This is a genomic window from Vibrio sp. JZG120 (assembly GCF_053890955.1).
In genome coordinates this window covers 85,267-101,507 of record NZ_JBSRRK010000003.1, presented here as the reverse complement: position 1 = coordinate 101,507, position 16,241 = coordinate 85,267, and the positions used below count along the sequence as shown (strand labels likewise).

The 16,241-nt window shown below is 45.8% G+C and carries 13 protein-coding genes; 1 reads left to right on the top strand and 12 read right to left on the bottom strand.

Features of this window, described 5'->3' with window-relative positions:
* Positions 1-12: 12 nt before the first annotated feature.
* Both queC and queE read right to left on the bottom strand, forming a co-directional pair.
* The gene (queC, locus tag ACWPOD_RS08440; RefSeq protein ID WP_258459577.1) at positions 13-708 is read right to left on the bottom strand and encodes a 7-cyano-7-deazaguanine synthase QueC; all 696 of its coding nucleotides are present in this window, start codon (positions 706-708) and stop codon (positions 13-15) included.
* Between the two features lie 14 nt (positions 709-722).
* Positions 723-1,373 (bottom strand): 7-carboxy-7-deazaguanine synthase QueE, encoded by a 651-nt coding sequence (gene queE / locus ACWPOD_RS08435; protein ID WP_053807456.1) that lies wholly within the window; start codon positions 1,371-1,373, stop codon positions 723-725.
* 216 nt (positions 1,374-1,589) lie between these two features.
* Here queE and ACWPOD_RS08430 point away from each other — a divergent pair, with 216 nt between their 5' ends.
* The gene (locus ACWPOD_RS08430; RefSeq protein ID WP_046874945.1) at positions 1,590-2,399 is read left to right on the top strand and encodes a Cof-type HAD-IIB family hydrolase; all 810 of its coding nucleotides are present in this window, start codon (positions 1,590-1,592) and stop codon (positions 2,397-2,399) included.
* A gap of 128 nt (positions 2,400-2,527) precedes the next feature.
* On the opposite strand, the gene ACWPOD_RS08425 is transcribed toward ACWPOD_RS08430, so the two are convergent.
* The 10 genes from ACWPOD_RS08425 to ACWPOD_RS08380 all read right to left on the bottom strand — a co-directional run bounded on the left by ACWPOD_RS08425 (position 2,528) and on the right by ACWPOD_RS08380 (position 16,003).
* A complete protein-coding gene (locus ACWPOD_RS08425; RefSeq protein ID WP_281190180.1) occupies positions 2,528-3,973 on the bottom strand; it encodes a bifunctional NUDIX hydrolase/phosphatase PAP2 family protein in 1,446 nt (481 codons plus the stop codon).
* A gap of 388 nt (positions 3,974-4,361) precedes the next feature.
* Entirely contained in the window at positions 4,362-5,693 is a 1,332-nt protein-coding gene (locus tag ACWPOD_RS08420) for a trypsin-like serine protease (RefSeq protein ID WP_456231775.1), read from the bottom strand.
* Positions 5,694-5,887: 194 nt separating this feature from the next.
* Entirely contained in the window at positions 5,888-6,364 is a 477-nt protein-coding gene (locus ACWPOD_RS08415) for a GNAT family N-acetyltransferase (RefSeq protein WP_053807459.1), read from the bottom strand.
* A 190-nt stretch (positions 6,365-6,554) separates the two neighbouring features.
* Positions 6,555-8,432 carry a propionyl-CoA synthetase gene (locus ACWPOD_RS08410; protein ID WP_456231774.1) on the bottom strand — a complete coding sequence of 626 codons (1,878 nt, stop codon included), beginning with the start codon at positions 8,430-8,432 and terminating at the stop codon, positions 6,555-6,557.
* A 57-nt stretch (positions 8,433-8,489) separates the two neighbouring features.
* Positions 8,490-9,686, bottom strand: a complete 1,197-nt coding sequence (prpF, locus tag ACWPOD_RS08405; protein WP_456231773.1) for a 2-methylaconitate cis-trans isomerase PrpF — start codon at positions 9,684-9,686, stop codon at positions 8,490-8,492.
* A gap of 9 nt (positions 9,687-9,695) precedes the next feature.
* Positions 9,696-12,287, bottom strand: a complete 2,592-nt coding sequence (gene acnD / locus ACWPOD_RS08400; RefSeq protein WP_258623305.1) for a Fe/S-dependent 2-methylisocitrate dehydratase AcnD — start codon at positions 12,285-12,287, stop codon at positions 9,696-9,698.
* A gap of 155 nt (positions 12,288-12,442) precedes the next feature.
* Positions 12,443-13,585 (bottom strand): bifunctional 2-methylcitrate synthase/citrate synthase, encoded by a 1,143-nt coding sequence (prpC, locus tag ACWPOD_RS08395; protein WP_005395067.1) that lies wholly within the window; start codon positions 13,583-13,585, stop codon positions 12,443-12,445.
* 131 nt (positions 13,586-13,716) lie between these two features.
* Positions 13,717-14,613, bottom strand: a complete 897-nt coding sequence (gene prpB / locus ACWPOD_RS08390) for a methylisocitrate lyase (protein WP_005395068.1) — start codon at positions 14,611-14,613, stop codon at positions 13,717-13,719.
* Positions 14,614-14,625: 12 nt separating this feature from the next.
* Positions 14,626-15,339 (bottom strand): GntR family transcriptional regulator, encoded by a 714-nt coding sequence (locus tag ACWPOD_RS08385; RefSeq protein ID WP_005395069.1) that lies wholly within the window; start codon positions 15,337-15,339, stop codon positions 14,626-14,628.
* A gap of 265 nt (positions 15,340-15,604) precedes the next feature.
* The gene (locus ACWPOD_RS08380; RefSeq protein ID WP_046874937.1) at positions 15,605-16,003 is read right to left on the bottom strand and encodes a GFA family protein; all 399 of its coding nucleotides are present in this window, start codon (positions 16,001-16,003) and stop codon (positions 15,605-15,607) included.
* Between the last annotated feature and the right edge of the window lie 238 nt (positions 16,004-16,241).

Sequence of the window (16,241 nt, the reverse complement as noted above, 5' to 3'; positions counted from 1 at the left end):
AACAAGGCACGACTAAACGTCAGCAGCCTGCTTGTTCACAAGAGACTGCATTACGGTCTCTTTATTGTTTAGGTAATCATCTAAGCCAGCTTTGCGCAAATCGCACGATGGGCAATCACCGCAACCATCACCAATGACCCCGTTGTAGCAGGTCAACGTATTTTCACGAACCAGTTGCAACGCGTCATATTGATCAGCTAACGCCCACGTTTCTGCTTTATTTAGCCACATTAGCGGTGTTTTGATCGTCAGATTACGGTCCATCCCTTGCACCAAAGCCGTGTTCATTGCTTTCACAAAATCGTCACGACAATCTGGATAACCACTAAAGTCAGTTTCACACACGCCAGTAATTACGGTTTCAGCCCCAATTTGGTAGGCGTAGATTCCTGCGAGCGTTAAAAATAGGATGTTCCGGCCAGGAACAAAAGAGTTTGGTAGGCCATTTTCTTGCAATTCGTGTGAGACAGGGATGTCATCACGCGTGAGAGAGCTAATCGCAAGTTCGTTTAAAAGGCCAACATCCATCACTTTATGCGCTTTGACGCCAAGATCCTTTGCGATCTTTTGTGCCACTTCTATCTCTAACCTGTGGCGCTGACCATAATCAAAAGTAATGGCATGAACTTCATCAAACTCTTTAAGTGCTTGAACCAGACAAGTCGTGGAATCCTGACCACCACTAAAAACAACAACGGCTTTTTTCATTTCTCTCTCCGCTCTTAAGCAATACTTAGGTATTTATGAGTTTGAACAGACAAACGCCAATTGCGAGCGATGCACGTTTCAATACACAATTGCGTTGCACGAGGCTTTTGGCTAATAGGCTGCAATGCAATGACAGTCTCAACCGTGACATTCGCATTTGCCAATAGCTCATCAAGATGGTCGATGTCTTTTTGCGTACCAACTGGGTGCTTAATCTCATTCGCACGTTCTAACGCGCTATTGAGAACTGGCAGTTTACCCTTCATTGCCACTTTTGGGGACACGGTCACCCATGTATTTTCTGACGTGATGACTTCTGATGTGCCACTGGTTTCGATTTGGCATTGGCAACCCATATCCTCAAACGCCTTTGTTAAAGGGCGTAGATCATAAATACAAGGCTCCCCACCAGTAATCACGATATGTTTAGCATTAAAGCCTTGCAGTTGATATTGCTCTACGATGTTCTCGGCAGATGCGACGCACCATGTCGGAGAATCTTCCGTCTTCACCAAAATATCACCAATTTGACGTTGGTCATTCTCATCTGCATACCAAGTTTGTTTGGTATCGCACCATGAGCAACCAACCGGACACTCTTGAAGGCGAACAAAAACAGCAGGTACTCCAGTGAAAACCCCTTCCCCTTGGATGGTTTCAAACATCTCATTTAGCTTATACAACGTAGAACTCACTCAACTCATAATACTTCGAGGCGAAGACCTTAATGGACACACGTGTCTAGGTCAATTTAAACCAAAAATTAATTGTTAAAATAGACCATTTTGTAGTTTCATAGTCGCGGTGAGCGTAGGTTTCTGGTTAGCGTTATACCAAACCTTATTCACTTACAGTTCCCAAAAACTTTAAGGTAAGAAATGATGTATAAACTGATCGCATTAGATATGGATGGCACACTGCTTAATAGTGATAAAGCAATCTCTGAAGAAAACAAACAAGCGATCGCAAAGGCTCGAGAAGCAGGCGTTACTGTCGTTCTCGCTTCTGGTCGCCCATTAGAAGGAATGCAAGGCAAGCTCGACGAACTGAATATCCATTCCGATAAAGATTTTGTCCTTTTCTACAATGGCTCTATGGTTAAGAACGTAGGAACAAATGAAATCATCCACCAGCAAATCATTGATGGTAAGGCAGCAAAATTAGTCGCTCGTAAAGCGAAAGAATTAGGCGCTTATGTGCACGCATTCAGCCAAGTACATGGCTTGATCACCAATGAGAAAAACCCATACACTGACATCGAAGCCAACATTAATGGCTTAAATGTAACAGAGATTAATTTTGAATCGCTAGAAGATGATCATCCAATCATCAAAGCAATGATGGTTGCCGAGCCAAGTAAGTTAACTGAGGTCATCGCTGCGCTGCCGTCTGAAATGCGTGAAGAGTTTACGGTGGTTCAAAGCGCTCCGTTCTTCCTGGAATTTCTTAACCCAGCGAGCAACAAAGGTATTGGTGTTGCTGCAATTGCTGAGTATCTAGGTATTCAACCGGAAGAAGTGATCTGTATGGGTGATGCTGAAAATGACCACCACATGCTGAAGTACGCTGGCCTTGGTATCGCGATGGCAAATGCAATGGAAGAGACCAAACAAATCGCTGATTACATTACGGCAAGTAATGATGAACACGGTGTAGCTAAAGCGATTGAAAAATTCGTCCTTAACGCTTAATTCCTCCGCCGCAATGGCGTCAGAGATACGCAAAGCCACATTGTTGAGCTACTCAACGTACAAAAAAGCCTTGCTGTAAAGCAAGGCTTTTTTTTACTCGTATGCCTGAGAAAGAAAGCATACAACCATCAATCTAGCACTGTTTCTCTCTGTTGTTTTTCATGAATCAGCTTTCTTGCAAGCAAGATAAACAGCAACATCAACAATGGATAATGCAACGTCGACAATACCAATGACCACAAACCACTAAACGAGACAACAGAGATTGAGTATAAATAAAGTTGCTCAACGAATACCAACGCAAGCGTTACAAAAATCATCTGACGAGAATCCAAATGCACTTTTGACTCTCTAAACGTCATAACCAATGCTGATGCCGTAATTAAAATAGCCAACCAACGACCAAACACAGGTAATGGCCAGATAACAGAGATGACCGCCGTTACCGCAGTCATAATGAACCAGACGCCTTTTGAGCTCAGCACTTGATCAACATTCACGTCTTGATTTGTTTCCAATCGCAGAACATGCCAGGCCACCAAGCTTCCTAACAGCGCACCAAACAACATATCTAAGAAAAAGGCGCTACCAAGGAAAAACTTACATAACATAATAGTAAGCGTGATGAGCATCATGACAGCGGTCGTACCATTCAAACCGAAATAATGTGTTCTCTGAAATAAAAAGGTTAAAACACAAAACCAAACGGCAATAGGCAAACTTGGAAAACTAAATCCAAAGCTGTGTGTTAACTCCATCATTGGTATATAGACATGCGGGCGAGGAAGCGCAAAGCCCTGTTGAGCTACAAGTACCATCAGGGACGTCGCGCTAATAGCGAAAAAGAGTCGGAATACAAATCGACTGCCAAAACGCATCATTACTAACGGAAATAGAAAAAGCAGTATCGTAGGTTCTGTCAGTTCTATAACAAGATTTGAGATCTGATTCGCTACCTCGAAACTCGTTTCTGATAAAGCTCCTACCCAGCTTTGTAAGTCTTTCATCCACCTCAATTCAATCTGACGAAATGAAGGCGCGGATTCGATCAGCTGAGTCACATAAGATGCGGACTGCTGAGTAGCTTGTTCAAAAAACTGAATGGCTTGTGGCCATTGAGCGGGATAGCGGTACAAAAATGATGGCAGCTCGGATGGTCCAAGTAACATTGCAGATGCGATTTCTACTCCGTAGTGAGGAGCAAACCAAATAGGTAACTCATTCCCACCTAAGGAATTGTTCATCGAAAAAGCAATAATCTCAGAGTCTGATATGCAATCGTAATAAACCGCGGTGTCTGTTCTGCCAAGTTCCTCCCCAACCGTGACCACTAAACCCGTTTCTTCCCACGTTTCTCGTTGAGCAGCAACTTTGGGGGATTCTCCATCAATAATTGTCCCACCAGGTAGAGAAATCTTATCCGTCAATATTTCATGAACTAGCACTAACTTGTCGTCAGCACGAACAACGCAGAGCGCCCCTTTTACTTCGCTCGCGGCAGCTTTAGCCGTAGAGATTGGTGAAACAGGTAACAAAATAAAACAAAGGATGAGTAATAACAGCTGTCTCAACACAAAATATGACCTTAAGTAAACATTATGATAGCCAATGAATAATGGCAGTTAATCTTATCTTTTTCGATAAAAATTAAGTAACGAGTTATGCCAAACAACGTTGATCGAATAAAGCATGATCTTGAAGCTCATTGGAGAGTAATTTAATGCAAACCTGACAAAAATCAGACAAAACATGAAATGTTGATCGCAATTCTGCCAGTTATATGAAGGTAGCGTCAGGATAAAGTCATACACATTTTATGGGTTCTCAAAGTTGGAACAATAAAAAAGGGCTTATTATTCGAAAACAATAAACCCTGCTTATGATAATTATGCGCTGTTCGTTGAAACCAAGAATGAATTCTACCTCAAGTCACCAACGAATCAGCTTTTGAATGCTTGATGGTTAGTTAGACTTGCAATGTGCGTCGCGAACTTCTTGCCAAACACCCCAAGGTCCAGAGTCTGCTGGGTTATCGCCTTTAGTCCACCACTGCGCCTGCCACACTTTGCCATTCCAAGTAACGTTATCCCCTTTGAGATACACCGTACTCGCTTGCCATTCTGCTGCGCAGTTATCTGTTGGAGGCGTTGTCACTGTTTTCGCTTGAGCCGACACTAGCGCCTGATATTGTGTGCTGGTCTTATCAACGTTGAAGTTCAAAGCAACTCTTGCTTCTCCCGCCTGAGCTGCTCCAAATTCGACATCGACACGACAACTTGCATTCATGGCTAACGTCGCCTGAGAACACTGATCATTAGCAATAACGGCAGCATCAGCAACGCCAGAAGCAAGCGCGCGAACGTTTTCTACAGTGAACGTCGTGTTACCTGAATTTTTGATAACAAAACTATGTTGCTGCAACTCGCCAACATTAAATGATGCCAATATCTGTTCGGTGGTATACCCAACAGAAACATTCTCTTTCGGAGGTGTAGTCGTGCCAATGACACCATTAACAAAATTACGCATGGCGGCGATATCGCTATAAACACCATACATACCCGGACGAGCACAACCTATTCCCCAACTGACCACACCAAGTTGAGTAATTACGCCACCACGATTAATAACGATTGGACCACCGCTATCTCCCTGACAGGAATCTATCCCGCCTTGAGGAATTCCCGCGCAGAAAGACACCTCTCCAACGGTTGTGTAATTACCACCGGCTTGACGACAAGTCGAGTCCGACACGAGCGGAACGTCAACCTCTTGCAACCGAGATGGAGAGCTTCCTCCTTCAGAGGTTCTCCCTAAACCTGCGACTGTAAGCCAATCTCCGATGCTGGCGTATTGCGTTAGACTGCCATCGGCAATTTCAACCGCAGCAACACCTTGAGGTACAGAGTCTAACTTTAAGACTGCGAGATCATGAGAAAGCGTTGCTCGGCGATATGCCGGGTGCATGTGGATTTCACTGACGTTAGCTCGAACACCGTCAGTGCCATTGTAAACGACGCCACCGATTTTAACCGCAATCTGATTCGGTGAATCACCCTCGACACAGTGGGCCGCAGTCAGGACGTAGCCATTCCCAATATAACTGGCACCACAATATGATCGGTTACCATAACGGCTGACAATTTGGGTGTAGAATCTCCACTCACTAGGATCAGCAGTGATGCCGCCTACGATCTGGGGTTGTATAGTGTGATTTTGTGTCTGTGACAAATCATCAGCACTTGCGAACATTGGCAAAACAGCCAACGCAAGTAACGATTTTGTTAGTTTCAAAATATTGTCCTCTTGTTTTTGTAAGCACGATCCTCGTGCTACTAATAAACAAGCAGACAAAAACGCCAATACCAATGTGGGCGCATATTAATTTACTAACATTGCGAGCAACTTATAGAGAAAAGTCTATTGACGAACTGAATGATTTCAATTCGCTAGAATGTGTATCACAATATTAAAATTAAGCATGGTCATTAGCTCAACGGCTTTCTTAGATAGTGAATATGGTGTGCAAACCCTTGTTTTTCATACAAAGAGACTGCACCTTGGTTAAAGTGCCATACTTCAACAAACATCTGTTTTGCACCGTAATCAGAGAACGTTAACTCAATTTTGTTAATCAATGCCTGAGCCGTGCCTTGTTTCCGAAACTCAGGTAACACATAGAGCTCATCCACACTTCCCATCATAACCGGCTGACTGACGGTAGAAACAAGTTCACAGAAATGACCAGAGATAAAACCAATAATTTCATCTCCTTGTTTTGCTACATAAACAAGACATTCAGGATCATCAATGTATCGAGCAATACTTTTTTCTTGCTCTATCTCCTCTGCAGTTTTGAACAGCTCAGGAGATTGAAGATGATGCTCATCATGCAGCTCAAACATAAGGTCGTTGAGCGACTCAAGGTCGCTAAAACACGCAGATTTAATTACAAACGTGGTCATACAAAGGGTCACTAAAAATTGAATGGCTGTAGTTTGTGAGGAAAATGCCGTATTGGCAAGTCACAAAATTGCCTGCACGAGACGTTTACGTTATCTACAAACAAAAAAGCCCCTGCACTTAATAAGCGTACAGAGGCAGAACCAACCTACAGAGTTCGAGGATCAGGGGTTAGTTAGAATTGAGTTTTAATTAACGTCTTAACACTCGTTCAATTTCGTTCAAGCTACTTGGGTCATCAATCGTTGACGGAACGGTGTATTTTTCACCATCGGCTATTTGACGTATGGTTCGGCGCAGAATTTTACCCGAACGTGTTTTCGGTAGGCGATCTACAACCAATGCATGCTTAAAGCAGGCAACTGCACCGATCTCACTACGTACCTTGCCAACAAGCTCACCTTCAAGATCAAGCTCGTCCACTTTGACACCATCTTTAAGTACCACAAAGCCCAGTGGAAGCTGTCCTTTCAGGTCATCGTGAATACCAACTACCGCACATTCTGCGATGGCTGGGTGTCCACCGACAATTTCTTCCATTTCGCCTGTCGATAAACGATGCCCCGCAACGTTAATCACATCGTCGATACGACCCATAATAAACAGGTAACCATCTTCATCCAGATAGCCGCCGTCACCCGAGACATAGTAACCCGGGAACTGGCTAAGATAGCCGGTATCAAAACGGTCATGGTTACGCCAAACGGTCGGTAAACAGCTTGGTGGTAACGGACGTTTTAGCGCGACAAAGCCTTGTTGATTTGGTTTCACCGGTTCACCAAGCTCATTCAGAATCTCGACCTGATAACCCGGAATTGGCTTCGTCGAAGAACCCGCTTTAACTGGCATCATTTCAACACCTGTTGGGTTGCCCGCGATAGCCCAACCCGTTTCCGTTTGCCACCAGTGGTCAATAACGGGTTTGTCTGCTTTGCTCTGAACCCATTCCAGTGTTGGAGGGTCAAGGCGTTCTCCTGCCATAAAGATGGTTTTCAATTTAGAGAGATCATACTGTTTTAAAAACTCACCTTCTGGGTCTTCTTTCTTGATCGCACGGAACGCTGTCGGGGCAGAGAACAACGCATCTACTTTGTATTCGTCACACACTCGCCAGAACGCGCCAGGATCAGGTGTTCGGACGGGCTTGCCTTCGAATAGGATTGTTGTGCAACCGTGAATCAGTGGCGCGTAAACAATGTAAGAGTGCCCTACTACCCAGCCAACATCAGATGCCGCCCAAAATACGCCATCTTGAGGAATGTTGTAGATTGCGCTCATAGAGTACTTCATCGCGACGGCATGGCCACCGTTGTCACGCACAACGCCTTTTGGCTTACCTGTCGTACCAGAAGTATAAAGAATGTAGAGTGGATCGGTTGCCAACACCGGAACACAACCGTGTGGCAACGCTTGGTTGTACTCTTGCTGCCAATCCAGATCTCTTTCTTGGTTTAGATCGGCTTCGCACTCAGGACGCTGGAATATAAATACTTTTTCAGGCTTCCATCGGCTGTCCATAATGGCCTTGTCTACCATTGGCTTATATGGAATAACTTTGTTGATCTCAATCCCACACGACGCCGTCATGATGACTTTCGGCTCTGCATCTTCAATTCGTACAGCAAGCTCATTAGGTGCAAAACCACCGAATACAACGGAGTGAATCGCCCCCAAACGCGCGCAGGCTAGCATCGCCATTGCGGCTTCTGGAATCATCGGCATGTAAATAACGACTCGGTCGCCTTTTTCAACGCCTTGGGCAGACAGCATGCCGGCAATTTTTGCCACTTGGTCACGCAGGTTACTATAGGTATACGTGGTTTTATTGCCGGTTACTGGCGAGTCATAAATGAGTGCCGTATTATCACCGCGTCCTTGCTCGCAATGGTAATCCAATGCTAACCAGCACGTATTCATTACTCCATCTGGGAACCAACGTTCGATGCCGTTCTCATCAGATTTCAAGATGGTTTTAGGAGATTCGAACCAATCGATATTCTCCGCTTGAGCGCGCCAAAAACTCTCCGGTTCATTCTTCGCCCATAAATATTCTTTTTCGTATGAAGACATATTGCTTCCTCCAGTATGTCCTGACATTGCTCTCGTTCTATTCAAAGACCGTTCTTTTCACTCAAAGACATCAGAGGGTACACGCACAAATCCCTCCATTAGTATTCTCGCACTTCGGCTCATGATGGCTTTTTGTACCACCCAGCCCTGTTCAGCTTGCTTCGCTTGTGCTCCAACTTTTAACGTTCCTGAGGGGTGGCCAAAAGTCACTGACTCTTTTTCACCGCCACCAGCAGCCAAGTTCACCAGCGTCCCCGGCACACACGCCGCTGAAGCAATCGCCACAGCTGCGGTTCCCATCATTGCATGGTGAAGTTTGCCCATCGACAACGCACGAACCAACACGTCTATGTCTGTATCATTGACCGCTTTGCCACTTGAAGACTGGTAACTTTTCGGTTTAGAAACAAACGCAATTTTCGGTGTGTGCTGGCGTGTTTGAGCTTCTTCTAAACCAGAAATCAGACCCATTTTTAATGCGCCATGTGCACGGATAGATTCGAACATCGCCAATGCTGCATCATCGTTGTTGATATCGTCTTGTAGCTCAGTGCCCTGATAACCAATCGATTCAGCATCAATAAAAATGGTTGGAATGCCCGCATTTATAAAGGTGGCGTTAAACGTACCTACGTCCGGTACCACTAAATCATCGACTAAGTTGCCTGTTGGGAACATGCTGCCTTCGCCATCAGAAGGATCAACGAAATCGACTTGAATCTCGGCGGCCGGAAACGTCACGCCATCGAGCTCAAACTCGCCGGTTTCTTGGACGAATCCGTTCACAATCGGCACATGAACCAAGATAGTTTTGCTGATGTTCACCTGCCAAACACGCACCGTCACAATGCCATTTTCTGGAATGCGATCTTGTGGAATCAGCCCAGCATGAATGGCGAAAGGACCGACAGCGGCAGACAAGTTGCCGCAGTTACCACTCCAATCGACGAATGGTTTGTCGATCGACACTTGTCCAAACAAGTAGTCAACATCGTGATCGGCTCGGCTACTGCGAGAAACAATTACTGTTTTACTGGTGCTTGACGTCGCACCACCCATGCCATCAATTTGCTTTGCGTACGGATCTGGGCTGCCGATAACACGCAACAAGAGTTTGTCACGAGCTTCGCCTGCCACTTGTGCTTCTTGTGGCAAATCGTCGAGGTTAAAAAAGACCCCTTTACTTGTACCGCCACGCATGTACGTCGCCGGCACTTTGATTTGGCTCATTTGATTCGGAGTTTTGCTTTCCATACCCACTCCTTATTGCGCCAAGAAATCTTGCGCGAAACGCTGCAAAACACCACCTGCGTTGTACACGTGAACTTCGTCAGCGGTGTCTAGGCGGCAGGTAACAGGAACGTCAACTTTATCGCCGTTGCTACGCGTGATAACCAAGGCCAGATCCGCACCCGGCTTGATTTCACCAACCACGTCATACAGTTCCGTACCATCCAGTTCTAACGTATTACGGTTTACACCTGGTTTGAATTGCAACGGCAGTACGCCCATGCCAACCAAGTTAGTACGGTGAATACGCTCAAAGCCTTCAGCAACAATGGCTTCTACGCCTGCCAAACGAACACCTTTTGCTGCCCAGTCACGAGATGAACCCTGACCGTAATCCGCGCCGGCGACAACAATCAATGGTTGTTTACGATTCATGTAGGTTTCAATCGCTTCCCACATGCGTACAACCTGGCCTTCTGGTTCGATTCGCGCTAGAGAACCCTGAACCACTTCACCGTTCTCTTTCACCATTTCGTTAAACAGTTTCGGGTTAGCAAAGGTCGCACGTTGCGCCGTTAAGTGATCGCCACGGTGAGTCGCATAAGAGTTGAAGTCCTCTTCCGGAACGCCCATTTTCGCTAAGTATTCACCTGCCGCGCTGCTCGCCATGATAGCGTTGGATGGTGACAGGTGGTCAGTCGTGATGTTGTCGCCCAGAATCGCTAATGGACGCATGCCAGACAGTGTTCTTTCACCCGCCAGCGCACCTTCCCAGTAAGGTGGACGGCGAATGTAGGTACTCATCGGACGCCAGTCGTAAAGCGGACTAGAGCTTTTCTCTGCGTCATCCAGCTTAAACATCTGAATGTAAACTTGCTTAAACTGCTCAGGTTTAACATGAGTACCGACAACTGCATCGATCTCTTCATCGCTTGGCCACAAATCATTGAGATAAATTGGTTTGCCGTTTTGGTCCGTGCCCAATGCATCGCGTTCGATATCGAAACGAATCGTACCCGCTAGCGCATAAGCGACAACCAATGGTGGTGATGCAAGGAAAGCTTGTTTTGCGTAAGGATGGATTCGGCCATCGAAGTTGCGGTTACCAGACAGAACGGCTGTCGCATATAAATCGCGATCAATGATCTCTTGCTGGATTTTTGGATCCAACGCGCCACTCATGCCGTTACAAGTGGTACATGCGTAACCGACGATACCAAAGCCAAGCTTTTCTAACTCTGGTAATAGGCCCGCTTCTTCCAGGTACAAGCGTGCAACTTTAGAACCCGGAGCAAAAGACGATTTCACCCAAGGTTTGCGTACAAGGCCGAGCTCATTGGCTTTCTTCGCTACAAGACCAGCCGCAACCACGTTTCTTGGGTTACTGGTGTTTGTACATGATGTGATAGCTGCAATGATAACTGCACCATCTGGCAACTCGCCTTCTTTCTCTTCCCACGCACCAGAAATGCCACGCTGCGCCAACTCAGATGTTGGTAAACGGCGGTGAGGGTTTGACGGGCCGGCCATGTTACGACTTACTGATGATAAATCGAATTCCAGTACACGCTCGTAAACCGCTGTATCAAGATCGTCAGCCCAAAGACCGGTTTGTTTTGCGTATTTTTCTACTAGAGCAACTTGCTCTTCATCTCGGCCAGTTAGTTTCAAGTAATTGATGGTCTGCTCATCAATATAAAACATGCCAGCTGTCGCGCCGTATTCTGGTGTCATGTTGGAAATGGTTGCACGGTCTCCAATCGTTAGATCGCGTGCACCTTCACCAAAGAATTCAAGATATGAAGAGACCACACGCTCGTTACGTAGGAACTCAGTAATCGCCAGAACAATATCCGTTGCGGTAATGCCAGGTTGACGTTTACCCGTTAGTTTTACACCGACAATATCAGGTAGACGCATCATTGATGGTCGGCCAAGCATTACGGTTTCAGCTTCCAGACCACCAACACCGATCGCGATAACACCGAGGGCGTCTACGTGAGGCGTGTGACTGTCTGTACCCACACAGGTATCTGGGTAGGCAATACCCTGCTTCGCTTGCACCACAGGAGACATTTTCTCCAAGTTGATTTGGTGCATGATGCCGTTACCCGCAGGAATCACACTGACGTTTTCAAACGCTGTTTTACACCACTCGATAAAGTGGAATCGGTCTTCATTACGGCGCTCTTCAATCGCGCGGTTTTTGTCGAAGGCGTCAGGGTCAAAGCCCGCATGCTCAACCGCTAAAGAGTGGTCGACGATCAGCTGAGTCTCAACCACAGGGTTCACTTTTGCAGGATCGCCACCCTGATCCGAAATAGCATCGCGCAGACCCGCTAAATCGACTAGAGCAGTCTGACCAAGAATGTCATGACAAACAACGCGTGCTGGATACCAAGGAAAATCAAGATCACGTTTACGTTCAATTAACTGTTTCAGGCTATCCGTCAATGTGTTCGGATCACAGCGACGGACCAGTTGCTCAGCTAGCACGCGGGAGGTGTAAGGGAGTTTTTCATAGGCTCCAGGAGAAATGGCATTGACGGCTTCGCGTGCATCAAAGTAATCCAGTTGAGTTCCCGGAAGCGGCTTACGATATTGGGTATTAATATTTGTGTTCATGGTTTGCTTCCATTCAGTCTGTACATCTTGCCTTCATCAACGTTTTCCATTGCTCCAGAAACATCGTGATGAGAGGGGCTCCTTCCTCTGTCAGAGAGAGGTACAAAGGAAGGAGGTGGTCAATCAAAGCGTATGTGCCCTAATTGACCTTCGCGCTAGCGATTCTCGATAGGTACCCATTCTTGATGATCTGGGCCTGTGTAATCAGCACTTGGGCGAATGATGCGGTTATTGGCACGTTGCTCATAAACGTGTGCCGCCCAGCCCGTTAAACGACTCATCACAAAAATTGGTGTGAACAGCTTGGTTGGAATGTCCATGAAGTGGTAAGCCGATGCATGGAAGAAGTCCGCATTACAGAACAGACCTTTCTCTCGCTTCATCACTGATTCCACACGCTCAGAAACAGCATATAGATGTGTATCACCGACTTGCTGTGACAGCTCTTTCGACCATCGCTTAATCAACGCGTTGCGAGGATCACTTTCGCGATAGATGGCATGGCCAAAGCCCATGATCTTGTCTTTGTTGGCCAGCATTTTCATGATGTTCGCTTCAGCCTCGTCTGGCGTTTGCCAATCTTCAATCATTTCCATCGCCGCTTCGTTTGCGCCGCCATGAAGTGGCCCGCGAAGCGTACCGATTGCTGCCGTGATACAAGAATGAATGTCTGATAACGTTGATGCACAAACACGCGCTGCAAAAGTTGATGCGTTGAATTCATGCTCAGCGTAAAGGATTAAGGAACAGTGCATCACTTGCTTGTGCAGCGCTGATGGCTTTTTATCTGTAAGCAATCGCAAGAAGTAACCGCCGATGCAGTCTTCGGTTTGATCTTCTGTATCGATACGAACGCCATCGTGACTAAAACGATACCAGTAACAGATGATAGCTGGGAAAAGCGCTAGCATACGTTCCGTCGAATGCAATTGCTCATCGAAGCTCATTTCTTGCTCTAAGTTTCCTAACACAGAACAACCAGTGCGCATCACATCCATTGGATGAGCAGTAGCAGGAATAAGCTCTAACGCTTGCTTAAGCTCAGTTGGTAAGCCGCGAAGGTTTAAGAGATGTGTCTTGTACGCATCCAGTTCTTTCTGAGTTGGTAAGTGACCGCGTAACAGAAGATGTGCAACTTCTTCAAATTGAGCATTATTGGCAAGGTCAGTAATATCGTAACCGCGATAAGTCAGACCGGTCCCCGTTTTTCCGACAGTACATAAAGCTGTGCTTCCGGCGCTTTGACCGCGTAGGCCTGCACCACCTAACTCTGCTTTCTTTTCTGCAGTTTGAGACATTGTTTGAACTCCTTTTCTGTCTGGCTTTGCCCTCTTTGGAGCGTTTTTTAGCCAGACGAATTTCACGTTATTGAATTAGATAAATTCCGATTATCTTTTCTTGGGCTTCCGTCTATCTTTTCTTTTCCCCGCTATTTCCCTTCAGAGAATAGCTGGTCAAGTTTGTCTTCGTAATCGTGGTAGTTCAGGTGCTGATACAACTCTTTGCGTGTTTGCATTGAATCAACCAAAGCTTCCTGATTGCCCACTTCTAGCAAATGCTTATAAACCGTTTCAGCGGCTTTGTTCATGGCACGGAACGCACTTAATGGGTAAAGCACCATATCGACTTTCGCTTTTGCAAGCTCATCGCAGCCGTACAGTGGCGTTGCGCCGAACTCGGTAATGTTGGCCAGAATAGGAACGTGCTTTCCAGTTGCTTGCTCAAGTGCGTTTGAGAACTGAAGGTACTGATCCAGCTTGGTCATTGCTTCTGGGAAGATCATATCTGCGCCTGCTTCCACACAGGCAATCGCACGCTCAATTGCACTGTCCATACCTTCAACAGCTAGCGCGTCAGTACGAGCCATAATCACAAAGCTTTCATCATTGCGTGCGTCAACCGCGGCTTTTACGCGATCAACCATCTCTTGCTGGCTGACTATTGCTTTGTTCGGACGATGCCCACAACGTTTCTGTGCGACTTGATCTTCCATATGAACCGCAGCAGCACCCGCCTTTTCCATTGCTTTGATCGTGCGAGCAATATTAAATGCGCCTCCAAAACCGGTGTCGATGTCGACCAATAGCGGTAAATCACACGCGTTAGTGATGCGGTCAACATCGACTAGTACGTCGTTCAATGTTGTAATACCGAGATCCGGCAATCCGTATGACGCGTTTGCAATACCGCCGCCAGACAAATAAATCGCTTGATGCCCCAAGTTTTTCGCCATCATGGCGCAGTAAGGGTTAATGGTGCCGACAATTTGCAGCGGATTGTTTTGTTCAATGGCGAGTCTGAACTTCGCTCCCGGTGTTAAGCTCATGACGAATTCCTTCTAGTCTTTGTCTAAACTTTCTGTATGTATAATTTGCGATTGGATGAGCTTTCGACTTCCTGAGATGTGTCTTCTCATCAGCATTTCTGCAAGCTCTTCATCGCGATTGCGAATGGCTTCCAGAATGAATTTGTGTTCAGTCAGCGCTTCATTTGGACGAGATTGCGCGCGCGGTGACTGATAGCGGTACATGCGTAACAAGTGGTAAAGCTCGTCGCACAGCAGAGAAATCAGCTTGCTGTTTCGGCTTGCTTGGATGATGCGATAGTGAAAATCAAAATCTCCATGCTGATGGAAGTAAGAGGCTCCTTCCACTTGATCAATGTGCTTAGAATGTGTCGACAATAGCATTTCCAAGCTCAAGAGCTCCTCTTGCGTAATATGTCGCGCTGCTAACCTTGCCGCCATACCTTCTAGCGCTTCGCGAACCGCATAGAGTTCTATCAGCTTTTCTGGAGAAAAAGTGGTCACTCTAGCCCCGACATGAGGAATACGTTCAATGAGCCCTAGCCCCTCTAAACGCATTAATGCTTCACGCAAAGGACCCCGGCTGACTTGATATTTCTTCGCCAGTTCAGGCTCCGAGATTTTATGACCAGGCTTAACATCGCCATTCACAATGACTTCAATCAGTGTTTCTGTCAGTGTTTCTGACTTGGTGTGTTCTTTCTCAGAACCCAGTACTTTATAACGAGTTTTCAACTCAGAGTTCATACTCAGATACTCACGTTACCGACATCAAAATGTCTACAATTTCTTAACCTGAATATAAAGTAGTCGATCAAAGTGTCGACAATCAAGTAAATTGTCGACAATTTAGACTAAGGTCGTAATTTAAATCGAAGAAAATCGTCTATTACGGGCTTAATGGAGGGATAATTGCGAAGGAAAAAATAAATTGTCGACAGCAAAACACCTCTTAACATTATGATATAAAAGAAAAACAATTAAGCTGTCGAACAATTAAGGATACAAAAGGCTATTCTTTAGATGAAAATTGCTCAAAAACTTGCTGCGATGTCATCTTTTGTGAGGTGGGATTGAGGTCATAATACGCGGGCTTTTCATCGGTAAAGATCTCTAATGAGAGTTTGAAATCTGGATTGTCGAACAAACCAGCGGAGAGAATGTACTCGCCTGTCGGTAACAAATGATAGAAAAGGTTTGTGCCGCATTCGCCACAAAAACCTCTCACCGCCCAGTCAGACGATTGATAACGCTTTGGCTCGGCCCCCTTAAACGTTACGTTAGGACCACAATGCACAGCATGGAGTGCTCCACTCGACCATTTTCGACACATCGAGCAGTGGCATAGACTCACTTCATTCTTAGCATCTGCGATCACTTCAATAGCGCCGCACAAACATGTCCCTTTCATTCTCTGTTTCCTTATTCGTTTGATGTCATTCCATTATGACGCAATTGTTAGCACGCACGCGTGATGTGCAACCAATTTTTCAGCGTGAACTTTATGAACAAAATACCCATTATGCTCAATATTCTCTTTATCGACGTTTTAAAGACATCGATTTAACACTTAATTAACCTTTGATACATCAGTATCCAGTTCGAGTTAAAGGCTGAAACAAAAATAAGACTCATCAAAAAATAGAGTC